Source organism: Acinetobacter sp. C26M, assembly GCF_023702675.1.
Lineage (GTDB): Bacteria > Pseudomonadota > Gammaproteobacteria > Pseudomonadales > Moraxellaceae > Acinetobacter.
Map to the genome: position 1 here is coordinate 3409026 of NZ_CP098478.1, position 24599 is coordinate 3433624.

Consider the following 24599-nt stretch of genomic DNA (forward strand, 5'->3'; position numbering starts at 1 on the left):
ATTCATTAAAATTCACACAATTTTATTCACAAACTGTCCATTTTTGTCAGTTTTTTATTCTCTGCGTTCCGTTTAAAATACTGCTATAATCCGCCGTTTATTTAAATCCACCTTGTTTAGGAGCCTGCATGACGGTTCAAACATTCATTCCCAGTGCTGTAAAAGCTGCTTCAGAAAACACTGTTACCCAGCCAATGCACACCGCTGATGTTTCAATCAAGAAATTGTTTATTGAAACTCAAGGGTGTCAGATGAATGAGTATGACAGTCATCGTATGGCAGATTTGTTAGGTGATTCACATGGCTATGTGCTCACTGACAACCCGAATGAAGCAGACATCCTGCTCATGAATACCTGTTCGATTCGTGAAAAAGCACAAGAGAAGGTATTTAGTGGTTTAGGTCGCTGGCGTAAACTTAAAGAACAAAACCCTGATCTCATTATTGGTGTGGGTGGGTGTGTTGCATCGCAAGAAGGCGACAATATCCAAAAACGTGCACCTTATGTGGATATGATCTTTGGTCCACAAACACTGCACCGTTTGCCACAAATGCTAGATCAGCATCACGCTCAAATTGAAAAACCAAAGAAAGAAAAAATTAAATTGGTTGATATTTCTTTCCCTGATATTGAAAAGTTCGACTTTTTGCCTGAACCCCGTGTCGAAGGCTTTAAAGCATTCGTTTCAATTATGGAAGGTTGCTCGAAGTACTGTTCATTCTGTGTAGTCCCTTATACCCGTGGCGAAGAAGTGTCTCGTCCCTTAGATGATGTATTGGCTGAAATTGCTGGGTTGGCTGAAAAAGGTGTACGTGAAATTAGCCTACTCGGTCAAAACGTAAATGGCTATCGTGGTGAAACCTTCGAAGGCGAAATTTGTACTTTCCCTGAGTTACTCCGTTTAGTTGCAGAAATTCCGGGCATTGGCCGCTTGCGTTACACGACCTCTCACCCGCTTGAATTCTCTGAAGATCTAATTCAATGCTACCGTGATCTACCACAAATGGTTTCGCATTTGCACTTGCCAGTACAAAGCGGTTCAAATGATGTACTACAAGCCATGAAACGTAATCATACGATTGATGTCTACATCGATAAAATTGCCAAGTTACGTAAAGTCCGTCCAGATATGCATTTATCTAGCGATTTCATCATCGGCTTCCCAGGGGAAACAGATGAACACTTTGCTGAAACCTTACAATTCATTAAAGACCTAGATTTCGATCACTCTTATAGTTTTGTCTATTCTAAACGCCCTGGTACACCTGCATCTGACTTACCAGACAATACCCCTGAGCAGGTGAAAAAAGATCGTTTGGCTCAAGTACAAGAAGTGATTAAACGTTCTAGTATTGATAAGACTGATGCAATGCTCGGTAAAATTGAGCGTGTCTTGATTGAGAAGGTTTCGGATAAAGATCCGAATGTTTTAATCGGTACAGCAGACAATACACGTTTAGTGACATTTATCGGTGATGCCACGTGGATTGGACGTTTCGCAGAGATTGAGATCACTGAAATTAAAACTTTAAATTTAGTTTACGGAGAACTCTTGAATCTTGAACCTGACGTGGCGTAATGTAAGGGTATTCCTACAGAGCAACAAAAAGGGTTTATCTTGACTGCAGCGATTCGACGTACAGTAACGTTCCCTGAGATTCAATTGGAACGTTTGAAAAGCATGCTCGGTGCGTATAACGGGCATTTAAAACAAATCGAACAACGTTTAGATGTCAAAATTACTCACCGTGGCGATGCCTTTTATCTCGATGGTGATATAGAAGCGGTCGAAAGAGCCGAAGCACTACTGCAACGGCTCTATCAAGAATCAGAAATTTCCTCACAAATTAGTGCCGATGTCATTCATTTGATGATCCAAGGTTCACAGACAGATCGTGAACTGATGGATGATTCAGATCAAGAGCATACAGGTTTAGATAGCGTTTGGTTACAGACCCGCAAAGGGCGAATCAATCCACGTGGTGCCAATCAAAAACGCTATGTACAACGTATTTTACAAAGTGATATCTCCTTCGGTATTGGCCCAGCAGGGACAGGTAAAACTTATCTGGCGGTTGCTGCTGCAGTTGATATGCTGGAACGTAACGAAATTCAACGTATCTTGCTGGTTCGTCCAGCAGTTGAAGCCGGTGAAAAGCTCGGTTTCTTACCCGGTGATCTCACCCAAAAAATCGATCCCTACTTGCGTCCGCTTTACGATGCCCTCTATGAAATGCTGGGCTTTGAAAAAGTAGCCAAACTGATTGAACGCCAAGTGATTGAGGTTGCGCCGCTTGCTTATATGCGTGGACGTACGCTAAACCACTCTTTCGTGATTTTAGATGAAGCACAAAACACTACTCCTGAACAGATGAAGATGTTCCTCACCCGTTTAGGTTTTGGTTCACGTGCCGTGATTACTGGTGATGTCACACAGGTTGACTTGCCGCGTGGGCAGCAATCTGGGTTAGCACAAGCATTACGTGTACTTGAAAACGTCCATGAAATTCATATCACCCGTTTCCATTCGCGTGATGTGGTCCGACATCAATTGGTACAAAAAATTGTTGAAGCTTACGAAGGTTGGGACAGTGAACAGCAACGCCTGTCTGCTGAAGCCCGTGCCGAACGCAAAGCTAAACAAGAAGCGCTGATTGCAGAAAATGATTCTGCTGCAGATGCGCAACACATTTAGAAAAATCCCCCTCACTCCCCCTTTCGTTGTGACGCTTTAGTCGCATCTCAGGGGGACGATTTTAAGGATCTACTTTGAAAATCAATTTAAGTCTTCAACAAGACTTTCAAGCTGTGGAATTGCCACTTAAACGTGGTCAAATCAAAAAAAATATCGAAACTGCACTGCGTCATGTCGGTTTTGATGTCAATTGTGAAATTGGAATTGCCTGTGTTGATCTAGCTGAAAGCCATGAGCTCAATCTGCAATACCGCGAAAAAGACAAACCAACCAATGTGCTGTCTTTCCCAAGTGATATTCCTGAGGAAATGCTGAGCTTACTCGATGCAGAGCCTTTAGGTGACTTGGTTATTTGTATTCCTGTGGTTTTACAAGAAGCGGCTGAACAGCAAAAGATACCAAGCGACCATTTCACTCATTTACTGGTCCACGGTGTTCTACATTTGCTTGGTTTCGATCATGAAACCAGTGAAACTGAAGCTGAAGAAATGGAAGCTTTAGAAATTGAGATTCTAAAAAAATTGGGTATCGCCAACCCTTACCAAGCCGATGAAAGCTAATCCAAGGTCCTATGTATATCGTTATTTTTAAAGCCACGATCAAACAACTTGATGCAACTTACTCAGAAATGGCACAAATGCTGAGAAATAAAGCCTTGAGTCAATTTAACTGTGTCAAATTTGAAGCGTGTAGCGAAAATGGTTTTGAAATAGCGCTGTCCTACTGGAACAGCCTAAACGATATTAAACTTTGGCAACGCGATGCAGAACATCTGGTTGCTCAGCGTTTAGGTAAAGAAAAATGGTATCGAGACTTTAGCGTCGAAATCTGCAAAGTTGAACGAGCTTATTCGAATCAAAATGGCTTGTGAATAACTCAAAACTTATCCACATCTTCAATAAAAAAACGGCTGAATTCAGCCGTTTTTTATATCTCAAGAGAATTAGAATTGGTAGCGTAAAGCTAAAGTTGCATTACGTGGCTTTCCCCATGTCGTTTGGCCATATGCTGGGAAAATTCCATAGTACTCTTTATCAAATAAATGAGAGTTAATAAAAACACAGGTTAAATAGTGATCATTTTTATTATCAATTCAAGTTTCAAGAAATAAATTCAACTAACTGTTTTATTTGAGTTTAAATCTTGATTGATAGGAAATATATTTATGATTTTCACCAATATTTAATTCTTATCTTGTACATCATTATTTTATTATAAGAAGTACACCTTAATTAGTGTACTTCAAATTCAGCATCGACAGGATCAAAACGCCATGTACGAATGATGCGTAACTCAGAAATATCCTTTTTCATCTTGGCATCAAAAGGTCCAAATGGTGCACCACGGCGCACTGATGCTTTAGCTGCTTCATCTAAAATTGCATGCCCAGAACTTTCAATTAAACGGATTGCTCGAATTCCACCTTCTGCATTCAAAATCACCATTAGACGCACTTCCCCCGCCAATCGTTGTTGTTTGGCCTCATCAGGATAATAGCGGTTCCCGTATAACTCGACTTTTTGACGAAACTTATCCAGATAAGCAGCTGATGCATCTTGTTTAGCCTGAATACCATCGACCGTTTTAATGCGTTGTTTGCGGCTAAAGTTTTGTTGGCGTTGCAAATATTGTGCTTCTAAGCTTGCGACCATCGCCGCTTTAGCTTGAAATTGGCTTTGTAGGTCATCTAGAGTCTTTTTCCGTTCACTCTGTTCTGCTTGCTTTTGCCAGCTTAAAACAGTCATTAGAACCTTTTCTTCGAATTTTAATTCTCGTTTTTGCTGAATTTTTTCTAGACTATCTAGCTCTTTTTCACCTGTAGTGGCATCTGTCTGCATTGGGGAAGGCATATCACTCGACATCCGATGTGCTTCACGAAACTCACCAGAACCTTGTTGATCAGCTTGTGCCAAAAAATCTGCGTCTTTAACTTTTTCCTGGCTTGGTCGAACAGTGACAGCTATTTCTTTGGTTGAAGTATCAGATGGCGACGGCATGGTAAATTGAATAGCCAGTACAGCGCCATGCAGCAACATCGCTAAAGCTACAGCCCCAACAAAGATAGGGTCTTGCCACCAATAAGGAGGCAGTTCTGAACGAAAATTTATTTTATTCAACATGGCATTTAAGTGACAAAATGTCCCATCCCCAACGGCAGCACCGTATAAAAACCCAACCAATATTCAAATTTTTACAAAAATGTGATCCACTTATAGTTACAGTGTTTCCATACCATCATTTTATGAAAATGTAGCAATTAATTTTGCTACACTGCAAGTCAGAAATTTATTTTTATTTTTTAGTGAATACAAAGATCGTGGCATTGCTTTACTCATCAATTCACTTTCTGGAACAACTTTTATGCAAACGCTAATTTCATCTGTTGTTAAACGTCTACGTAAAGTTTACCAAAAAGCAGAAGAATTCATCGAAGAAGAAAGAGAATTTTCACTTTCACAAGTATTTGTGAATGCCACCATGGAACGTTATGTCACCGAAAATGTTGGCATCATGCAAGACCTGCATGCCGATCTTTATGATGGTTGGTTACGCTTATACACGACCCTCGATGTCAAAGGTCTGCATACCACCTTATCAGTTGATTTAAAATTGATTCAAATGGAAATGAATCAAAATGTACAATTAATGGTATTCGAGCAAATCAGCAACACCCAAGTGATTGAAGCCAAGTTTAAAAACATTTTTCAAAAATGGGGCTTTTATATCGCAATCTGGTATTACCAGAAATTCCGTGAAGAAGATCCACTCGGCAAAATCCTAGAGCATTTTGAAGTGGTCAAAGTCCAAGATGATTTACTTTATCTTGATTTAAACCGCTGGTTGGGAAAAAAGGCCAGCATTATCGAAACTTTGAGTAAAGTGCATGTCAATCGCGCTCGTGTCCGCCCTGCGGAGCTAATTGTTTGGGGCAATGTCAATCTTACTGCAATTTTATCGCCTTCCAATGATGATGACTTTGATGAAGATAATGTTAACGATAGCGCAGTCACGCCAATTCAACAAAAAGACGGTAAAAGATAGCCACTCGCTATTGTGGCCTACCCGTTCTCACGATATATCATTGAAATATATATCTTCATGATTTATACGAAAAATTAACAAGTACCTCATAAAAAGCCTGATCTTTTCTTCATAATCTACGAGCATAATAGATTTATTGAATGGTAAAGATAAATGAGTAATGACTGATTGCATCACTCAAAGGATATAGTGTTATGACAAAGCAATTATTGAAAGTACTAGGTATTACGTCAGCTACGCTTCTAAGCGTTAGCTTATCTAGTCATGCGCTGGCAATGGCACCTTTTCAGGCGAGTTATCAGTTTAGCTACAACAATAAAAACTTAGGTTCTGCCACACGTACCCTTTCCCAACAAGGCAATAACTGGACTTATCAATTCAGTGCCAAAGCGGGTGCAATCGCATCCGCATCTGAAACCAGCCAATTTGAATTTGTGAATAGTAAAATTAACTCACAAAAATTTAGCCGTAGCAGTAAAATTTTGATTCACAACAACACAATGAGTATCGATTTCAACCCAAGCAGTAAAGTTGTGAATACTCAAAAAGATAAGACGTCTAACTCATTTGCATGGCAAGCAGGTGCATTGGATGAACTCAATGCTGAATTGCAAATCCGAGAGGATTTAAAAAACAATTCACTAAAAACCAAATATCTCATTGCAGATGCGAAAGCATTGGATGAACGTCGTTTTGTGAAACAAGGAAACGAAAGTGTCAAAACCCCTTATGGCACATTCAATACGATCAAAGTCGTGATGCAACACGATAAAGCTGAGCGTAATACCGTGTTCTGGTTAGCTCCAAAATTGGATTACTTACCAGTGAAAATGGCACATAATGATGGAAAATCATCATATGGTCTGTTATTAACGGGTTATTCAGGTAAAACAAACTGAGCATCTGGTCAATTTTGGCTTGCATTTTTTTAGATGCTTTTTAAAATATGCCTTTGCTTGAACAAGCATCCGTTTAGAGGATTCTCCCGTGTACGCTTTAGAACAGAAAATCTTAAATGAAGGTATCGTTCTATCTGATCAGGTTTTGAAAGTTGATGCTTTCTTAAACCACCAAATCGATCCTGTGTTAATGCAGCTGATTGGTAAAGAATTTGCCGCTCGCTTTAAAGATGCTGGTATTACTAAAATTATTACCATCGAAGCTTCGGGTATTGCACCTGCAATCATGGCAGGTTTAGAACTTGGCGTTCCTGTTATTTTTGCGCGCAAATATCAGTCATTAACACTGAAAGACGATCTTTATCGTTCTAAAGTGTTCTCGTTTACCAAACAGACTGAAAGTACCATTGCGATTTCAAACAAGCACATTAGTTCAAGTGACAAAGCACTTGTAATTGATGACTTCTTGGCCAATGGTCAAGCTGCGTTAGGTCTAATTGACTTAATTCATCAAGCAAAAGCCGAAGTTGTCGGTGTTGGTATCGTGATTGAAAAATCATTCCAACCTGGCCGTGATGTATTGCTTGAGAAAGGCTACCGCGTTGAGTCGTTAGCGCGTGTTAAATCTTTAGAAGATGGCAAAGTTACTTTTGTTACTGAGTAAGATTTAAAACCTAGAGAAAAGGCGGATGAAAACTCATCCGCCTTTTTTATTTAACAACAGTCCCAGTTATACAACACCTTAGAGAAGTCTCGCTTCTTTAAATCCTCTGGGTGAATAAAGAAATTTCCTACTCCCGAATCGCCCCACATAATCTCGTTTTCAGCATCATCGGTATCCAGTTGAAAAAGTAAAATATAATCCTGCACCTTTTCATTATATTGACGTGGATCTGTCTGAGTAAAATAAGGGTATCCCCCTAAACGATGCCCACTTGCGGAAGCCACTTCATCATATGGCTCGATAAAATCATCTTCGAAATCACCACCTTTAAATTGATCTTCAAAATCATACAGTTCATCGACACCTAAAATCTTCGGTGCAAAGGCAAAATCACCAAGACTAATTGGCTGAGAAGTCCGACTAAATTCAATCGCGTATTGCCCCGTAAATGGCAAATAATCATCTTCACCTAACTGAACTTCAGAGAAGTCCTGTTTTAATTGTGATGCATCTTCAAGCACTTGATCAAAGTACAACACTTTAAAGCCCGATTGCTGCTGTTGGTCATCAAAGTTCATCCCGTACAAATCATCGGCAGCGATATAGAACTGTAGAATCCCCTGATCCGGGAAATTGGGCAAACTTGGAATTTCAGCAAAATTAAACTGTGCTAGCAAAGCTAACGGATTGCCATCAGTGTCGACTGGATAAGTCGCATCTAGCGGTAAGTAAGGTTGTCCCCCAATTTTACTTTGCCATAAAGTTAATTCATCACTGGGAGTCAGTTGCATGGTGATGGTTGGCAGAACAGTCACCGAGATTTTTTCTAAATATGGCTGCACACTGTTCGGCAATGTCTCTGGTTTAAAATTCATTCTACTGCTTATCCCTCTACTTATTTGTAGAATGTAATATAAAACAAGCAGCTAAATTTAAACAGAGAACAAAGTCTGCACTACGACAGCTAATGACGCTTAATTGCCACATTATTTATCACATAAATTCTGATAAGATTAGCCCGATAAAAATTTGCGATTAGGAATCACGATGCGCACTTACTTAGACCTTTTACAACATATCCTCGACAATGGCGGCGACAAAGGCGACCGTACTGGCACAGGTACACGTTCAGTATTTGGTCATCAGATGCGCTTTGATCTTTCTAAAGGCTTTCCGCTGCTCACCACCAAGAAAGTCCATTTTCGCTCTATTGCCATAGAATTACTTTGGTTTCTTAAAGGTGATACCAACGTTCAATATCTCAAAGACAATAAAGTTTCGATTTGGGATGAGTGGGCAACCGCAGAACAAACAGCCCGTTTTGGCCGTCCTGAAAGTGAGCTTGGTCCAGTTTATGGTCATCAATGGCGTAACTTTGGCGCAACTAAAAATGAAGATGGTAGCTACCAACAGGATGGATTTGACCAGATCAAATGGTTGATCAATGAAATTAAAACCAATCCCAACTCACGTCGCTTGATTGTGTCAGGCTGGAACCCAAATGAAGCAGGTAAAGTGGCATTACCACCTTGCCATACCCTGTTCCAGTTTTTTGTACAAGACAACAAACTGTCATGCCAGTTATATCAACGCAGTGCCGATGTATTTTTGGGTGTACCTTTTAATATTGCGAGTTATGCCCTACTTACACACATGATTGCTCAGGTCTGTGGTTTAGGCGTAGGTGATTTTGTCTGGACAGGTGGAGATACGCATTTATATGCCAATCACTTTGAACAGGCGCAATTACAGCTTAGTCGTGAGCCGCTAACGTTGTGTCAATTAAAACTAAATCCTGAGATCACTGATATTTTCGACTTTAAATTTGAAGATATTGAAATTGTTGGGTATGAATCACACCCAGCAATCAAAGCACCTGTTGCAGTTTAAATCGATTAGTTAGAGAGAATATAAAATGGCATGGCAAGGCACTGAAGTTGTCCACGTAGTTGCAATGGATAAAAAGCACTGTATCGGTAAAGGTAATGCGTTGCCGTGGCATATCTCTGCTGACCTGAAACATTTTAAAGCCATTACCCAAGGTGGTGTGGTGATTATGGGGCGTAAAACCCTTGAATCTATGGGACGTACCCTACCGAATCGTGTCAATTGGGTGATTACACGTGACCCTGAATGGCATTTTGACGGGGTTAAAGTCGCTCTCAGTATTGAAGATGCACTCAATGGTGCACTTACAGACGCACAACACGCCGAAAAAGCATCCTTATTTATTATTGGTGGTGGGGAGATTTTTACCCAAACGCTCGCTATTGCTGATCGCTTAGAACTAACTCACGTTGATCTCGATGTTCAAGGCGATGCGCATTACCCAAAAATCTCCGCTGACTTTCGCAAAATACACTCGGAACAACATACTGATGAGAAATCAGGGGTTAGTTTTGAGTTTGCGACCTACCAGAAATAAAAATGGATCGCACTTGTCATGCAGAATATTGGATCACGTGAGTTTTTCATCGCTTTAGGCATCGGGCTTTTACACAGTCTGTTTGCCTTGTGCGTGATCCTTTCAAGTATCTGGCTCTGTCTGGCTTTATGGATTCAGCAACCCTTAGGTAGTTTTTTTAGTCGTGCAGCCATTGTGCTATGGATCTTATTTGCACTCAGCTTAATTGGCGTCTATGTCAGTGGCCATCTTTTTAGCCGCCGCACAGATATCATGATTTACTGTGTTGCCTTTGCCTGCTCCTTAGTCTGGTATTTTTCCTTAGATGCAAGACAAGATCGAGATTGGAACCCAGAAGTTGCAGAACAGCTCCATTACGAAAAGAATGGGGATATTGTACAGCTACATAATGTACGGAATTTTGACTGGCATGCTGATGGAAGTTACGACATTCATTGGGAAGATCGCAGCATTGATCTCAATAAAATTACGGGCATCAATGTCATCACTTCTTATTGGATGGGCCCACAAATTGCGCATACGCTGGTCAGCTTCAATTTTTCAGATCAAAAGCCACTCGTATTCTCCATTGAAATTCGTAAGGAAAAAGGCGAAGATTTTTCTGCGATTGGTGGCTTTTTCCGTAAATACGAACTCAGTTTAGTCGCTTCAGATGAAAAAGATTTGATCTATACGCGCAGCAATATTCGTCATGAGCAAGTCTATTTATTCCCGATCAGAATGCCTGCACCTGAACGTAAAGCCCTATTTATTGAATATCTACACAAGGCTGATGAACTCCGTGCAGAAGCCAAATGGTACAACACGCTTACCAGTAACTGCACCACACTGGTCTTTGACATGGTTCAAGCGATTAATCCGCAACGTTTACCCAAAGATTACCGTTTATTGGCCTCAGGTTATTTACCCAATTACCTCTACGATTTGAAAGCGCTCAATCAAAATTACAGTATGAAAGAATGGTATCGCTTGGCACATATCAATCCACGTGCTGAGCAATATGAACAACAACCGAACCAAAGCAGTGAATATTTTTCGGATGTCATTCGTACAGGGCTTCCTAAAACTGAGTGATTTTTCCACTAATTTCATTAAAAACATCTGAACATTTACAAAAGGATACCGAATATCCTGCTCAGCTCCACGTTGTTTTATTTTAATACTAAGCATAGAAACACAATGATTCGGATTTAAAATCTTATGTTAAAGCCTTTTTTAGCTTCTTGTACTTTGGCAGTTGCCGTAGCAATGACGGGTTGTGCAACCACAGAATCTCTCCAAACCTCACCGAATGCATCTCAGAAAGAAAGCACGGGGCTGTATAACCGCAACTGGATCGCAACACAGATCAATGGTGTGGAGATTAAAAGTAATGATCTTTCTGGCAAGCGCCCTGCGATTCAATTTGATGCGAAAGGCAAACGCTTCTTCGGTGCCGATGGTTGTAACCAGATTCAAGGCAGCTTTGAAAGCCAAGGCTCTGTCTTACGTTTAGGTCCAATTGCCTCAACAATGATGGCATGTATCGGTAAAGACAACAGCGCACTCTCTCGTCAATATGCAAGCGCATTGGCAAGCACAACCAGCTACGAACTTAAAGGCCATGAACTGAAGTTATTAGACACCTCTGGTAAAGTTGTAGTGAGTTTTGTGACTGTGATTCAACCACTTCCTTAATTCCTTATCGTAAAAAAGTAAAAGCTCGTTTCGAACACGGGCTTTTACTTTTTCAATACTTCGTTTACTTTAGTAGCATTCTTAAAATTAAAAATTGGGGAATCTCATGCAACAAGCACTCGTTGGTGGTGGATGTTTTTGGTGTGTAGAAGCGGTATTTCTACAGCTTAAAGGTGTAGAAAAAGTCGTTAGTGGTTATGCCGGTGGAATTAGCCAAAACCCAACCTATGAACAGGTATGCCAAGGTAATACTCAACACGCTGAAGTTGTCCTCATCGATTTTGATGAACAGCAGATCAGCTATACGCAATTGTTAAATGTGTTCTTTACCACGCATGATCCAACCACTTTAAATCGCCAAGGTAATGATATTGGCACGCAGTATCGCTCTGTTATTTATTATTTTAATGAAGATCAAAAGCAACAAGCAGAACAGATTATTCATGATCTGGACGATGAAGGTCTAAATATTGTGACTGAACTGAGTCCAGTACCCACCTTCTACCCTGCTGAGGAATATCATCAAAACTTCTTTGCACGCAATCCATCACAAGGTTACTGCAACTTTAGCATTCCTCCGAAGCTTTCTAAATTACGTGCTAAATATCTCGACCTCCTCAAAACAGACTAGGCGTAAAAAAAGCAACTCTGAGAGTTGCTTTTTTCTTTCTAACACGTTGTTTTAGTTTTCACTCACAAACGCAATATCACTTAAGCCTGCTTCGCTGGCACGAGACATCACTTGTGCAACCGTGTCGTATCTTGATTCTTTATCTGCACGTAGCTGTACAGTCGGTTTAGTCGCAGCCTGTCCCGCCTCTTGGAAGCGCTTCTCTAGCTCTTCCAAGCTAATAATCTGTGCATCCCAAGCCACTTCACCTTTGTCATTAATACTAATGGTGATCGCTTTTGGTGGTGGATCTACAATTTCAGCAGTGGTTTTTGGTAAACTTAATGGAATTGATGGGTTAGCAACCGTTGCTGTGACTAAAAAGATAATCATCAATACCAACATAATGTCGATCAGAGGAATGAGGTTCATCTCATTCATGCCACTGTCGTGGTCTTCACCCAATTGAAAGCCCATTTTAAGCTTGACCTCCAACTAAACTTTGTTGAGTCGCTTTAGTTTCAGTCTTTGCTGCGCTGTCTTGCTGCAACATGGTATCGATTAACAAGCTATGTGCTTGATCTTGTAAATCATGCGCCAAGCCACGATTGAAACGTACACAGATGTTATACGCCATAACCGCAGGAATCGCGACTGCCAGACCAAGACCGGTCATGATTAGTGCCTCACCCACTGGGGTTGCGACTTGAGCTAAACCAGCTTGACCACTTTTACCTACTGCTACAAGTGCGTGGAAAATCCCCCATACTGTACCGAATAAACCCACAAACGGTGCAAGTGAAGCAATTGTTCCAAGAACGGATACACCTTTTTCTGCTTGTGATTTTTCAGCAGAGATTTGGCGAAGCAATGCTTGCTCAGCGACAGCTTTACGTTGTTCAAACGATAAAGGCTGTAGCTTTGATTTAAGTGCAGCCAAAGCTTGAACAAGTTGAGTATAAGCTTGTTGTTTTAATTGGCGTGTTCCTAATAGGCGCAGAATGAAAATAGTCCACGTCGCAATCGACATTGCTAAAAGGATGAAATACAGTGTTTTACTTACTGCATCTGCATGTTGCCAATAAACTGAAAAGTTCATATACGAACTCCTGATTTAATCTGTCGCAAGGACTCAAATTTATTAAGGACTAAGATCAAACGGCTGCTCTGCTCGAATCGGGTAAGCAACACCATTTTCCATATACGGTTTAAATTTCGCACTTCTTACAGCGCGTAAAACTTTTTCATCGAGATTCGGTATGCCGCTACTACGTGTAACACGTGCATTGGTAATTTTACCTTTCTCATCAGCTTCAATCAGTACCATCACTGAGCGTGTTTGGTTATCTAAATCTTTTGCTGTAACAGATAATTTCGGTGAACGACTCCACTGAACCCCTGAACCCCCAATCGATACACGTTTTGGTGATGGATCAGCAGCAGGTTGAGGTTTCGTTACTTCCTGAACAGGTTGTGGTTTTTCAACCACTTTTTCAGTGACTGTAGTAACGACTTTGGTCTCAACTTTAGGTTCAATCTTTTGTTCAGTTTTTTGAAGAACAGGTTTTGGTGCCTCTTTTACCTGTTGAACCTTTTCAATCTTTTTCGGTGGAGGTAAAGGTTTTTCAACGACTTTAACTTCCTTCACTTCTTTTTTAGGTTCAGGTTTCGGCTGTTCTTTTGGTTTAGGTGGCTCTGGTTTAGGTGGTTCTTTAATTTTAACGAACTTCACCTTAAGCGGTTCTTTTTCGATTGGTCTTAACTCAATCGTTTTCATGTGGCTAACCGCCCACAAAACTCCTACATGTCCAATCACAACGGCAACTAATGCAGTGATGATTTTCTTTTTCATCGGGTGTGGCGTATTGAATGTGGCAGGAGATTGACTCATAAGAATCTAAGTACCAATATAGATGGTCAAACCTTTAAAAAAACGATTTCACTCATCGGATAGAACAATGAAAGTGCCGTAATAATAAATGAGAAGTGTTTTCATTTGCAACTGTTTTTTTATTGTATATTCACTAACCATTGAAAAATAAATATAAAAAAACATGCCTTTCGACATGTTCTCTTTACATACTGAAACAAAGTGATGGATTAGAACACCACTGTTTTGTTTCCATCAACAATAATACGGTCTTCTAAATGCCATTTTACTGCACGTGCCAATACGTTACGTTCAACGTCTTCGCCTAACTCGCGTAACTGTTCCACATTATAATCATGGCTAACACGTTCAACATCTTGCTCAATGATTGGGCCTTGATCGAGATCAGCTGTCACATAGTGTGCTGTTGCACCAATCAGTTTCACCCCTTTCTCATAGGCTTGCTTATATGGATTTGCGCCAACGAAAGCAGGCAGGAAAGAATGATGGATATTGATGATCTTCATTTCCCACTTGGCAACAAAGTCTTCACTCAAAATCTGCATATAACGCGCCAAGATCAATAGATCATTGCCCTGCATCATTTCATCAATTTGAGCATAAGCCTCAACTTTATTGTCTTTATTGACTGGAACAACATGGAATGGGATACCAAAGTTTTCAACCGATTCACGCAAATCTGGATGGTTTGAGATAACTTGGGTAATTTCACATGGCAATGAACCACGCGCATGACGCCATAACAATTCCAATAAAGCGTGGTCCACTTTAGAAACTAAAATACCGACCTTTTTCAACTCACCAACAAAAGTAAGCTTCCATTGCATCTCATAACGTTCAGCAACATTGGCAGCAAAGGTCTGCATCAGCGCTTCTTTACGAGATTGCAAATGATCAATCTCAAACTCAACACGCATGAAATAACGCCCGCCCTGAGCTTCTGTTGCGTACTGATCAAGTGCGGTAATGTTTGCTCCCTGATGATACAAAAAGCTCGATACGGCTTGCACGATCCCAGGCTTGTCTTCACAAGTAATCAGTAATCGCGCTGTGTGGGCTGTAGTCGTGTTCATTTGGTTAATATCACTTATTCGAATCAAATTAAAATCAAGCCGAGCATTCTAACCCTTTTTTGCTATTGACTAAATAGCTGCTGACGATCTATTCGTCATCATTTTTAAGATTAGACAAACTCGCGAACAAGTCTGATGGTCCAAGTGATTTCAGTAACTGTTCATAGGTTTGGCGACTTTCACCCATTAAATATGGACCTTCTAGGAACACCATTTGGCGCAATGCTTGCCAAACCCATTTTTCTTCCAGACGATTGTTATCGCTGATATGACCTGACATATATAAGAAATTGGTCCAGTTAGTCAGCACAATCCACAAGTTGATGATCAAGGCTTCAATCTCTGAATCGGTCATTTTCATCAAGCCAGCATCTACAAAGGCACGATAGATTTTTTGCCCCTGCTGCATCACCTGTCCAGCAAAACGTGGATAAATTTTTCTAAAGTCTTCATTATTTTCAACTAGATGATAGACATCGCGATGAATAAAACGATATGCCCACAACTGATTGCTGAGTACTTGAAAATAGCTAATTTTATCATTTGCATTCAATGGACGATCCGTTGGCAAAGCCAACATCTCCAAAGTTTCTGCCTGATATTGCTGTGCCAGTTCTTTAATAATTTCCTGTTTATTACGGAAATGATAATACAAGTTGCCTGGGCTAATCCCGAGTTCAGCCGCGATGTGATTGGTTGTGACCGAACGCTCTCCACGCTCATTAAACAACTGCAAACTGATTTGCAGAATTCGATCTTTTGTTTTATTCGGTTTAGCGTGCGACATTGATTTTAACCATCTATAACATAATCAATAGGTTATAAAACAAACCTATAAAGCGACTTGACACTTTAGAGTATTTACTCTAAAAATTAAAAAATAATAAGCTTTCTTTTGGTCCACTCCTATGAACAGTCAAACAAAAACAACCGCTATGACACCTCATGTTGATGTGAAACGGCTACATGATTTGCTTGAGCAGCAAAAAGCAGCTTACCAGCGCCATCCTGTGCCAAGCGCCAAAGAACGTATTGAACGCTTAGCTCGACTTAAAAACATCTTGATAAAGTATCAAGATCAATTTGCTAACGCAATTAGTCAAGATTATGGCAACCGCGCCATTATGGAAACCAAAATTGGCGAAGTTCTGACTTGTCTAGAACATATCAAATACTATAGCAAGAACTTAACTGAATGGATGAAACCATCTAAACGCCATATCAGCATGTTACACCAACCAGCAAAAGGCTGGGTAGAATATCAACCATTAGGTGTAATCGGGGTGATTGCACCATGGAACTACCCTTTATTACTTTCAGTCGGCCCATTGATCTGTGCTTTGGCTGCAGGTAACCATACCATGATCAAAATTTCGAGTGCTTCTTCAAATTTTGGTTATGTGCTTGAAAATGCCCTTTCGGAAGCATTTCCACAAGAATTGGTTGCTGTCGTGAATGGTGGTGGCGTCATTTCAGATGCATTCAGTCATCTTGCTTTTGATAAAATGATCTTCACAGGCTCAACCTCTGTCGGTAAAACGGTGATGGCAGCGGCAGCAGAGAATCTCGTTCCAGTAATTTTAGAATTAGGTGGCAAATCGCCTGCGCTGGTTCATTCAGCCATGAATATTCGCGATGTGGCACAACGTATTGCCGTGGGTAAACTCTGGAATGCGGGGCAAACCTGTGTTGCGCCAGACTATATGTTCTTGCCTAAAGGTAAAACAGCCGAGTTCACCAAGCACTACAATGACTTTGTGACCACGATGTACCCAAGCTTGCGTGACAATAACGACTACACCTCTATTGTGAATGACAAGCAATACAACCGCCTACAAGGTTATTTAGAAGATGCTCGTGACCAAGGTGCCACGATTGTTGAATTGAATGCCAAACATGAGTCTTTAACTGAAGTTCGTAAGATTGCACCGACCCTATTAACGGGCGTGACCACTGAAATGGAAATTATGAAGAATGAGATCTTTGGTCCAATTTTGCCTATTTTAGAATACGATCATATCGACGATGCGCTGCAATTCATTAATAGTCGTCCACGTCCATTGGCTTTCTATTACTTCGATATCGATAGTGCACGTGCTGACTATGTCGCAGGACGTACCCATTCAGGGCACTTTGGTATCAATCAAGTGTTAACGCATGTGGCACAAGATGACCTACCATTTGGGGGCATTGGTGCATCGGGTATGGGCAAATATCATGGTAAAGAGGGCTTCTTTAGCTTCTCACATGAACGGTCAATGATGTCAAATCCTGTCAGCCCTAAACTTTACAGTTTAAAATTCATCCTACCGCCTTATAATAAAGCAACGCACAAACTGCTTTTAAAAACACTATTTCGTTAAGCTGGTTAAGGCATGAGCTATCACACCAGTTCATGCCTTGTTTTTACTAAATTCGCTTGTCTTTTAATCGTATTTTTGGTATAAAACGCCCCTTGAATGATTTCATCCGTTTACTTGAATGGCTAGTTGCACGAAACAGTGCTATATAAACTAGCAATGGAGTTCACCATGTCTAAGGTTTGCCAAGTTACCGGCAAGCGTCCAATCGTTGGTAACAACGTATCGCACGCAAACAACAAAACCAAACGCCGGTTCGAGCCGAACCTGCACCACCACCGTTTTTGGTTAGAAAGCGAAAAGCGTTTTGTACGTCTTCGTCTAACTACTAAAGGTATGCGTATTATTGATAAATTGGGTATCGAGAAAGTTGTTGCTGATCTCCGTGCTCAAGGTCAAAAGATCTAAGGAGTCTGAACAATGCGTGATAAGATTCGCCTCGTTTCTACAGCTGGTACTGGTTATTTCTATACCACTACTAAGAACAAACGTACTATGCCGGAAAAAATGGAAATCAAAAAATTTGATCCAAAAATCCGTCAACACGTAATCTTCAAAGAAGCTAAAATTAAATAATTTTAGTTCTTTAAAAAAAGCGACTTCTTTTGAAGTCGTTTTTTTTGCCTAAAAAAAAGGTCATAATGCAAAAGAAATGAAACTGTGGTTTACATGATTTTTTTTGATAAATAAAAAAATTGTCATCAACAAATTCGATTTTACTTGTTACAATTTATTCGCTGTTTTCTTGGCATGTTTTATGCTCATTTATTTCTACCTTAACCGCAACGATTAAGGAACCGCAATGCCACATGATGTTGATTTAATTATATTACTTGCTGTTGGTTTTGGTATGGCCCTTATTTTTGGCTATATCGCAGCACGTCTACGTCTACCTCCTTTGATTGGTTATTTAGTTGCAGGCATTATTATTAGTCCAAATACGCCTGGCGTGGTCGGCGATATGCAACTTGCCAATCAGTTGGCTGAACTCGGGGTAATGTTCCTCATGTTCGGTGTGGGAATGCATTTCTCCCTCAAAGATTTACTGCAAGTACGTCGTATTGCTGTACCTGGAGCAATTTTACAGATTGCGGTAGCAACCTTACTCGGGATTGCAGTTTCTATGTTTTGGGGATGGAGCTTTGGCTCGGCACTCATCTTCGGCTTAAGCCTGTCTTGTGCCAGTACTGTTGTTCTGCTCAAGGCATTGGGTGATCGTGGCTTACTCGATTCCGTAAATGGAAAAATTGCTGTCGGCTGGCTCTTGGTTGAAGACCTTGTGATGGTTTTAGCCTTGGTACTTTTACCCGCAACAGCAGTATTACTCGGTGGACAAGCGCTGCCGGGGACAGATACATCACAAAGTATCTGGATGACCATTGGCATTACCCTACTTAAAGTCACAGGTTTTATCGCCTTCATGCTGATTATTGGTAAACGACTTGTGCCAATGATCATGCAATTCGTGGCACGTCTGGGCTCTCGTGAGCTGTTTACACTGACTGTCGTTGCAGCTGCGGTTTCGATTGCATACGGCTCTTATGCCGTGTTTGGCGTATCAATGGCACTTGGTGCATTCTTTGCGGGGATGGTGGTAAAAGAATCTGACTTTAGCCATCGTGCTGAAGAAGAAACCCTCCCCTTACGTGAAATCTTCTCGATTTTATTCTTTGTTTCAGTCGGTATGCTGTTTGATCCAAGCATCTTGCTTGAAGAGCCGTTACGTATTTTAGCCGTCGTTGCTATTATCATGATTGGCAAAACGCTAGCTGCAATGGCTTTAGTCCTGTTCTTCCGCTACCCAGTCAATACCGCCTTAACCGTAGGCGCCAGTTTGGCGCAAATTGGTGAGTTCTCCTTCATTTTGGCGACACTTGGCTTATCATTAGGTTTATTGACACCTGATGCACAAAACCTGATTCTTGCTGGTGCATTATTCTCAATTACCCTGAACTCTTTCGTGTTCTCTGCGATTGAACCTGTACAACGCTGGATTCGTGAGCGTTCGCATTTGGCACGGTTATTAGAGCGTAGTGGTGATCCACTGGCAATGTTACCAGATGAGGTAGATCAAGCTTATCTACGCGATCAGGTGGTAATTATCGGTTATGGGGGCGTCGGTCGTCGGATCAGTGAAAACCTGATGGAGCAGAATATCAAAGTGGTGATTGCTGAAGAAAATCGTGAAATTGTTGAGAAGTTACGCGCTCAGGGCATTGCTGCTGTCAGCGGTGAAGCAACTGAACCCAATGTTCTGATTCAAGCTCATATTCAACATGCACGTCTATTGGTGATTTCACCGATGGATATTTTGGATATTCACCGCATTGTAGATATTTCTAAACAACTCAATCCTGAGATTCAGGTACTCATCTGCGCAGAAAGCAAAGAAGAAGCCGTGGTGATTCGCGAAGAAAATATTGGTGAAGTGTTCTATGCCAAAGAGGAAATGGCCAAGAACATGAGTCATCACATTCTCAACCAGATTGAACTTGCACATCAATCCGAAGCCCATTAAATTATTTTAAAGGCACAAAAAAGCGTACCTGAAGTACGCTTTTTTTCTTGGGAGATTAGCTCAAATGAGTGGGTTGCTCGTCAATCACTTCAGCTTGCCATTGATTCATTTGCTTTTCTAGCAAACCAAACAATGCCGCCTGAATCATATGCTGTGCGACAGTTGGTGTTTGGTCTCCGAGTATAGCTTTTACCTCGTCACTAAACTGTATTTTGACTAAAGGCTCACCATCAGAACCCGCATTACGCAAAGCAAGCTCACCACCTTCGAGTTGAACCAGTTCAAGCACTGCTTCCTGATTACCAAATAATTCTTTTAACTGTTGCATTGACATAAATTTTCTCCATGTTTCAACATGGTGGCAAAGTATTTTGCGCTCACGTCCTATTTATATAAGTACTGTTAGCAAAGATTTCAAGTCATGTTTAAGATTTGACTTAGAACTCCACCATTTCATTACGAAAACCATCAATTAAATGACTCAGTTCACGGTGCCACTCTCGTAGGATTTTAGCATCGGGCAACCAAGCCTGCGGGCTTTGCGTCACTTTAATAATCAGATTTGAAGAAGTCTCATTTTCAGGCTCTGGTGCTGTTGGCTCTGGTGCATATTGACACATACGGTATGCACGTTTTAGCTCTGCCACAAACCCATCTTTTGCCAGTTGCTGCAAGACTAAAACTTCGGGTGAGACCTGCCCTTTATCCGCCATGTGCTCTTCAATTGATTTAAAGGTCGGCTGTAAATCATTCAAACGGTAATAACGTACTAGTTCCTGCAAAAAAGCTAAAATTGCACCATGCAAATGGAAAACAGCAGCTTCGCGATAAGCCTGTGCCTGTTGAATATGTTCAGTTTTCTCAGCTTGTTGACATGCGAGACGAGCAAAATACAGTTTTTGATTGGTACGATCAGCATGATAACGAGCAACACGGGACATAATATTTTCCTTCAAGATCCTTTCGCTTGGATAGCTTAAGATTAAATGCTTTAATGATAAAATCAATATCTTTTGAGCCTACCCATGCGTCATATTCAACAAGCCATACTGAGCTTAATATGTTGTATGGTCATTCCCATCGCTTATAGCTGCGAACCTGCTGGATTAGACTGGGAAAAGCTCTATGCCGATTATGATCTCAACCGAGATCAAATGATTGATCAAAATGAATGGAAAAAACTGATCCTGTTACAAGGCCAACCCGTTACTTGGCAAAAACAGGTCCTCACAATCGACTCCAAAAGAATAAAAATCTTTAAAGCCTTAGATCTTAATCACAATGGCCTGATCGACCAGCAAGAAATGATCAATATTTATCAATATTTTACGAACCCTTGTCAGGGTTGGGGTTCAACTTGGGGTAAATAACAGTAGGATAAGTTATCAGATATCCAACTCAAGTAGATAGAGTTTTCGCTTGGCAATGGCTTGAACCGTTGGATCAATCGGACGAATATTGCGAATAACCCAAGCAAAATATCCTTCAACCCAATACGTCGCACAAGCTGCGTCAACTTCATCAAATTGCCACTGATCTACCTGATTCAATATCCACCAGTGTAACTGCAAAAACTAACGCCTTCACCCCATCATTCAAAAGAATTTTTTGATTCTCTACAATCATCAAATCCTTCAGCGGCAACATTTCAGGTTGCCATGAGCGAACTTCAAGAGTTTTAATTTTCTTCGCTATTCGCTCAGCATTTGGCGCAACAATTGATAAAGCCGTATATTGCTTTAGCATTGATAATTAAGCTTTATCATCCGCAGCTTTGACACGGATGCCTTGGCTTTTTACTTTCAAGGTATTTAAACCTTTAATTGCTTTAATCGCTTCACGTGGATTTGGCATTTCAACAAAACCAAAACCTTTCGATTTACCCGTTGCTTCGTCTTTGACCACGACACAAGACTCAACTTTTCCATATGCTTTGAATAAGTCGAGAATTTCCACATCAGTTACATTACGGTCTAAATTACGAACTAAAATTTTCATGCTAAAACCTAAAAGATGATTCATTGTTTAATCAATGAATCAAAAGAAATTGAATCTGCCTAGTTTAATCGAAATCAATCCCAAAACCTAAATTGATTGCGGTAGTACGAGAACGATTGCTTTGGCCATAGGCACGTGGAATATCCCGATGAATCTGAACATCGACTAAATGTTGAGGTAAATCATTGAGGAAGTAACTTTCTATTTTTCTTCCTAACTCGTCATATTGATCTTGTGACCATAAATTTAAATTCTGTTTGGTCAAAATCAATTCATCTTCTGCACGAGTTAAGGCCACATACAGTACACGACGCTCTTCCTCCACATCATCAAAATCACCTTGTGCACGGGCATGTGGATATTGATTCGGAGAAACATGTGGGACATAACAGACTTTTTGTTCAGCACCCTTAGCAGAATGGATGGTAATCAGCGTTACTAAATCTTGGTCAGGCGTTTTATCAATTTCTGAGATAGAAATTGGATCCAGTACATATTCCTCTAAGAACTCCCCAAGAGCACTGTATTTACGTGCCAATTGCTTGACCAAATCAAAGTCTTTGACACGACGTGACCAATCTTTAGTTTTATAGTTATTTTCCAGCTGTTCATTCAGTGCATCCAGTGCGAGGCCAATACAAGCTTCGACATGCTGCTGTAATACATCGAGTTGCATCAAAATTAAAATCGCCTGTTGTGGTACTTTGCCATGCCGCTCTAAACGTTGGCAACGGGCTTCGATATCAGGCAGTTGAATCAGTTCTTGCGCCAACTTACTGGCACCTACATCGCCCACGCCATCCCAAAGCGTCAGGAAACGCATCCAGGCTAAATCATCCTGTGGGTTAACGCTGACCCGAAGTAAGCTCAATACGTCTTTAACATGTGCCGATTCAAGCAGTTTTACCCCACCAACAAAACGATAGGGGATATTGGCTGCAATCAAAGCACCTTCCAAATAGCGTCCACTAAAACCTGAGCGCAGCAACACCATATGTTCTGCCCAAGCTGCACCTTGCATATGACGACGATTCAAATCCTGAATAATCCAATTGGCTTCTTCAAACTCATTGCTCAAGATATGCAATTGTGGCTTTAAACCTTTGCCCCGATAAGCTCGTAGATGCTTGTCATATCCAATTTGGCTCTGCTCTAGCAGCCAATTGGATAAATCTAAAATACCTTGGGTCGAACGATAATTCATTTCCAAAGTCATTACTTCGGCATCAGGTACACGTTCTTTAAAGTGATGAATATTTTCAAAGTCTGCGCCACGGAAGCCGTAAATGGATTGTGCATCATCTCCGACACAAAACAGTTTTACTTTGCCAACTAATGGCTGAAGCAAAGCCCACTGCAAAGGGTTAGTATCTTGCATTTCATCAACTAACAAAGCAGAGCAGAAACCTGTCACCCATTTCACCAACTCTGGTGAACTTTGCAAATGCACTGCAACAATAGATAGGATGTCATCATAATCAAGAAAATTACGCTCTTGTTTGCGTTGCTCATAGGCTTTCATCAATTCAGCAATTTGAGCTTTATACTCAACCGCTTGGGGTAACTGCTCAACCAATGCATCTGACAATTTGGTTTTGGTATTCCGCGCATAAGAATACAGATCACACAACTCCGCAGCCTTCGGCAATACATTGCCCTTATCTTTGCCGCGCAATAAGCGGAACATCAGCAATTGATCATCTCGATCAATAATACTGAACTGACTTAGCCCAAAAGCACGTGGATTGCGACGTAGTAAATACATACAAAAAGTATGGAAGGTTGAAGCGCGTAAGCCCTTGGCCTGTGCACCCATATGCTGTTCAACACGAGTCACGATTTCACTTGCTGAACGTCGAGTAAAGGTCAAAATCTGAATTTGTTGTGCTGGCATACCTTGGTCAATTAAGTATGCTGCTCTTGCCACGATGGTTTTGGTTTTGCCACAGCCCGCCCCTGCCAAGACTAGACAATTCTGTGCTGTCGTTGTGGCTGCTTGTTTTTGTTGTGGATTCAGTTCATCAATTAGCTTGGCAAGCGTCATACAATCGGTCAATTAGAAGCGAAGTGTTATTTTAGCAGACTCAAGCCATTGAAATGTTTCCGACTGCAAAAACAAAAAGAGCATGTAAAATACATGCCCTTGCTCTCAGGCTAACCCGTTAGACTGTGGTTGAACTATGTGGTAACTGTTTAATGGCACCAGCAAAAGTCAGGTAATTAATTCCTTGAAATAGAATATCAATCGCAAGGAACATACCAAGTACCCAGAAAGGTGAATCTGGTGATGATAAAATGAGAATACCTGTTAGTAGTGTCAAGATACCTGAAAACAGTACCCAGCCCCAACCTGAAATAGGTCTGAGAATAAACGCGTTTACTGTACGAATAATCCCAGCAATGATTAATGCCACGGCTAAGAAACTGGTGAGCACCACCGCGGTAATCACGGGTGTGGTAAATGCAAAATAACCTGCGGCCAGATATAACACGCCAAACAAGGCCCATAACCACCGTGTGCCGCCTTTAAACACCATAAATGCAGCAACAAAATGCAAAATACCACCCAACATCATTAATACACCAAACAGCAATACTGCTGATAATGTAGCAAATGGTAAGGCGGCCAAAAGAACTAAGCCAAAAACAACCAATAATACGCCCAATAACAGATACCATTTACGATCAGCATGCAGCTGATTGCGAATCAGATCGTTACCCACTGTTTTCATCATTATTTACTCTT

The 24599-nt window shown here is 40.9% G+C and carries 29 protein-coding genes and 1 pseudogene; 17 read left to right on the top strand and 13 right to left on the bottom strand.

The features are described 5' to 3' along the window. Positions 1 to 128 precede the first annotated feature (128 nt). The 4 genes from miaB (at position 129) to NDN11_RS15660 (ending at position 3567) form a co-directional block, all read left to right on the top strand. Positions 129 to 1580 carry a tRNA (N6-isopentenyl adenosine(37)-C2)-methylthiotransferase MiaB gene (gene miaB / locus NDN11_RS15645; protein ID WP_167250560.1) on the top strand — a complete coding sequence of 484 codons (1452 nt, stop codon included), beginning with the start codon at positions 129 to 131 and terminating at the stop codon, positions 1578 to 1580. A 39-nt stretch (positions 1581 to 1619) separates the two neighbouring features. After that, positions 1620 to 2696, top strand: a complete 1077-nt coding sequence (locus NDN11_RS15650) for a PhoH family protein (RefSeq protein WP_004655946.1) — start codon at positions 1620 to 1622, stop codon at positions 2694 to 2696. 74 nt (positions 2697 to 2770) lie between these two features. Continuing rightward, positions 2771 to 3256, top strand: coding sequence for an rRNA maturation RNase YbeY (gene ybeY, locus NDN11_RS15655; protein ID WP_251110160.1), 486 nt, complete (start codon positions 2771 to 2773; stop codon positions 3254 to 3256). Between the two features lie 11 nt (positions 3257 to 3267). Then, positions 3268 to 3567, top strand: coding sequence for an antibiotic biosynthesis monooxygenase family protein (locus tag NDN11_RS15660; RefSeq protein ID WP_251110161.1), 300 nt, complete (start codon positions 3268 to 3270; stop codon positions 3565 to 3567). A gap of 361 nt (positions 3568 to 3928) precedes the next feature. Here NDN11_RS15660 and NDN11_RS15665 read toward each other — a convergent pair whose 3' ends face one another. After that, positions 3929 to 4816, bottom strand: coding sequence for an energy transducer TonB (locus NDN11_RS15665; protein WP_167250601.1), 888 nt, complete (start codon positions 4814 to 4816; stop codon positions 3929 to 3931). 241 nt (positions 4817 to 5057) lie between these two features. Between NDN11_RS15665 and NDN11_RS15670 the strand changes: the two genes are divergently transcribed. The 3 genes from NDN11_RS15670 (at position 5058) to NDN11_RS15680 (ending at position 7301) form a co-directional block, all read left to right on the top strand. Continuing rightward, positions 5058 to 5738: a hypothetical protein gene (locus NDN11_RS15670; RefSeq protein WP_251110162.1), complete on the top strand. Its 681-nt coding sequence runs from the start codon at positions 5058 to 5060 to the stop codon at positions 5736 to 5738. Between the two features lie 194 nt (positions 5739 to 5932). Then, the gene (locus NDN11_RS15675) at positions 5933 to 6637 is read left to right on the top strand and encodes a DUF3108 domain-containing protein (RefSeq protein WP_251110163.1); all 705 of its coding nucleotides are present in this window, start codon (positions 5933 to 5935) and stop codon (positions 6635 to 6637) included. An 88-nt stretch (positions 6638 to 6725) separates the two neighbouring features. Continuing rightward, positions 6726 to 7301 carry a xanthine phosphoribosyltransferase gene (locus NDN11_RS15680; RefSeq protein ID WP_004655958.1) on the top strand — a complete coding sequence of 192 codons (576 nt, stop codon included), beginning with the start codon at positions 6726 to 6728 and terminating at the stop codon, positions 7299 to 7301. Between the two features lie 50 nt (positions 7302 to 7351). Here NDN11_RS15680 and NDN11_RS15685 read toward each other — a convergent pair whose 3' ends face one another. After that, positions 7352 to 8176 (bottom strand): YwqG family protein, encoded by an 825-nt coding sequence (locus tag NDN11_RS15685; RefSeq protein WP_251110164.1) that lies wholly within the window; start codon positions 8174 to 8176, stop codon positions 7352 to 7354. Between the two features lie 172 nt (positions 8177 to 8348). Here NDN11_RS15685 and thyA point away from each other — a divergent pair, with 172 nt between their 5' ends. From thyA to msrA, 5 genes are all read left to right on the top strand, one after another. Then, positions 8349 to 9191 carry a thymidylate synthase gene (thyA, locus tag NDN11_RS15690; RefSeq protein WP_251110165.1) on the top strand — a complete coding sequence of 281 codons (843 nt, stop codon included), beginning with the start codon at positions 8349 to 8351 and terminating at the stop codon, positions 9189 to 9191. Between the two features lie 25 nt (positions 9192 to 9216). After that, entirely contained in the window at positions 9217 to 9726 is a 510-nt protein-coding gene (locus NDN11_RS15695; RefSeq protein ID WP_167250546.1) for a dihydrofolate reductase, read from the top strand. An 18-nt stretch (positions 9727 to 9744) separates the two neighbouring features. Then, positions 9745 to 10800, top strand: coding sequence for an Lnb N-terminal periplasmic domain-containing protein (locus tag NDN11_RS15700; RefSeq protein WP_251110166.1), 1056 nt, complete (start codon positions 9745 to 9747; stop codon positions 10798 to 10800). Positions 10801 to 10926: 126 nt separating this feature from the next. After that, positions 10927 to 11403 (top strand): META domain-containing protein, encoded by a 477-nt coding sequence (locus tag NDN11_RS15705; protein WP_167250542.1) that lies wholly within the window; start codon positions 10927 to 10929, stop codon positions 11401 to 11403. Between the two features lie 106 nt (positions 11404 to 11509). Further along, the gene (msrA, locus tag NDN11_RS15710; protein WP_167250541.1) at positions 11510 to 12034 is read left to right on the top strand and encodes a peptide-methionine (S)-S-oxide reductase MsrA; all 525 of its coding nucleotides are present in this window, start codon (positions 11510 to 11512) and stop codon (positions 12032 to 12034) included. A gap of 51 nt (positions 12035 to 12085) precedes the next feature. On the opposite strand, the gene NDN11_RS15715 is transcribed toward msrA, so the two are convergent. From NDN11_RS15715 to NDN11_RS15735, 5 genes are all read right to left on the bottom strand, one after another. After that, positions 12086 to 12490 (bottom strand): ExbD/TolR family protein, encoded by a 405-nt coding sequence (locus tag NDN11_RS15715; protein WP_167250539.1) that lies wholly within the window; start codon positions 12488 to 12490, stop codon positions 12086 to 12088. Between the two features lies 1 nt (position 12491). Beyond that, a complete protein-coding gene (locus NDN11_RS15720; RefSeq protein WP_167250538.1) occupies positions 12492 to 13112 on the bottom strand; it encodes a MotA/TolQ/ExbB proton channel family protein in 621 nt (206 codons plus the stop codon). Positions 13113 to 13154: 42 nt separating this feature from the next. Next, on the bottom strand, positions 13155 to 13904 hold the full coding sequence (locus NDN11_RS15725) for an energy transducer TonB (RefSeq protein WP_216076284.1): 750 nt from the start codon (positions 13902 to 13904) through the stop codon (positions 13155 to 13157). 209 nt (positions 13905 to 14113) lie between these two features. Further along, positions 14114 to 14977, bottom strand: coding sequence for a formyltetrahydrofolate deformylase (gene purU / locus NDN11_RS15730; protein ID WP_004802565.1), 864 nt, complete (start codon positions 14975 to 14977; stop codon positions 14114 to 14116). An 88-nt stretch (positions 14978 to 15065) separates the two neighbouring features. Further along, positions 15066 to 15764, bottom strand: a complete 699-nt coding sequence (locus NDN11_RS15735; RefSeq protein WP_004655980.1) for a TetR/AcrR family transcriptional regulator — start codon at positions 15762 to 15764, stop codon at positions 15066 to 15068. 121 nt (positions 15765 to 15885) lie between these two features. Here NDN11_RS15735 and NDN11_RS15740 point away from each other — a divergent pair, with 121 nt between their 5' ends. The 4 genes from NDN11_RS15740 to NDN11_RS15755 all read left to right on the top strand — a co-directional run bounded on the left by NDN11_RS15740 (position 15886) and on the right by NDN11_RS15755 (position 19855). After that, positions 15886 to 17340 carry a coniferyl aldehyde dehydrogenase gene (locus tag NDN11_RS15740; protein WP_251110167.1) on the top strand — a complete coding sequence of 485 codons (1455 nt, stop codon included), beginning with the start codon at positions 15886 to 15888 and terminating at the stop codon, positions 17338 to 17340. A gap of 168 nt (positions 17341 to 17508) precedes the next feature. After that, on the top strand, positions 17509 to 17745 hold the full coding sequence (gene rpmB, locus NDN11_RS15745) for a 50S ribosomal protein L28 (protein ID WP_004649871.1): 237 nt from the start codon (positions 17509 to 17511) through the stop codon (positions 17743 to 17745). Between the two features lie 12 nt (positions 17746 to 17757). Beyond that, positions 17758 to 17913, top strand: a complete 156-nt coding sequence (rpmG, locus tag NDN11_RS15750) for a 50S ribosomal protein L33 (protein ID WP_003654787.1) — start codon at positions 17758 to 17760, stop codon at positions 17911 to 17913. Positions 17914 to 18139: 226 nt separating this feature from the next. Further along, positions 18140 to 19855, top strand: coding sequence for a cation:proton antiporter (locus tag NDN11_RS15755; protein WP_251110168.1), 1716 nt, complete (start codon positions 18140 to 18142; stop codon positions 19853 to 19855). Between the two features lie 55 nt (positions 19856 to 19910). On the opposite strand, the gene NDN11_RS15760 is transcribed toward NDN11_RS15755, so the two are convergent. Together NDN11_RS15760 and NDN11_RS15765 are read right to left on the bottom strand one after the other, a co-directional pair. Beyond that, complete coding sequence (locus NDN11_RS15760) at positions 19911 to 20189, bottom strand: hypothetical protein (protein ID WP_167250532.1); 279 nt, start codon at positions 20187 to 20189, stop codon at positions 19911 to 19913. 103 nt (positions 20190 to 20292) lie between these two features. After that, entirely contained in the window at positions 20293 to 20796 is a 504-nt protein-coding gene (locus NDN11_RS15765) for a DUF6586 family protein (protein ID WP_251110169.1), read from the bottom strand. Between the two features lie 84 nt (positions 20797 to 20880). Between NDN11_RS15765 and NDN11_RS15770 the strand changes: the two genes are divergently transcribed. Continuing rightward, positions 20881 to 21225: an EF-hand domain-containing protein gene (locus tag NDN11_RS15770; RefSeq protein WP_251110170.1), complete on the top strand. Its 345-nt coding sequence runs from the start codon at positions 20881 to 20883 to the stop codon at positions 21223 to 21225. 15 nt (positions 21226 to 21240) lie between these two features. On the opposite strand, the pseudogene NDN11_RS15775 reads toward NDN11_RS15770, so the two are convergent. From NDN11_RS15775 to NDN11_RS15790, 4 genes and pseudogenes are all read right to left on the bottom strand, one after another. After that, positions 21241 to 21601: pseudogene (locus NDN11_RS15775) on the bottom strand (ASCH domain-containing protein). A 6-nt stretch (positions 21602 to 21607) separates the two neighbouring features. Next, positions 21608 to 21853 (bottom strand): RNA recognition motif domain-containing protein, encoded by a 246-nt coding sequence (locus NDN11_RS15780; protein WP_251110171.1) that lies wholly within the window; start codon positions 21851 to 21853, stop codon positions 21608 to 21610. 64 nt (positions 21854 to 21917) lie between these two features. Next, positions 21918 to 23897, bottom strand: coding sequence for an ATP-dependent helicase (locus NDN11_RS15785; RefSeq protein ID WP_251110172.1), 1980 nt, complete (start codon positions 23895 to 23897; stop codon positions 21918 to 21920). Between the two features lie 118 nt (positions 23898 to 24015). After that, positions 24016 to 24588 carry an HdeD family acid-resistance protein gene (locus tag NDN11_RS15790; protein WP_032864881.1) on the bottom strand — a complete coding sequence of 191 codons (573 nt, stop codon included), beginning with the start codon at positions 24586 to 24588 and terminating at the stop codon, positions 24016 to 24018. Between the last annotated feature and the right edge of the window lie 11 nt (positions 24589 to 24599).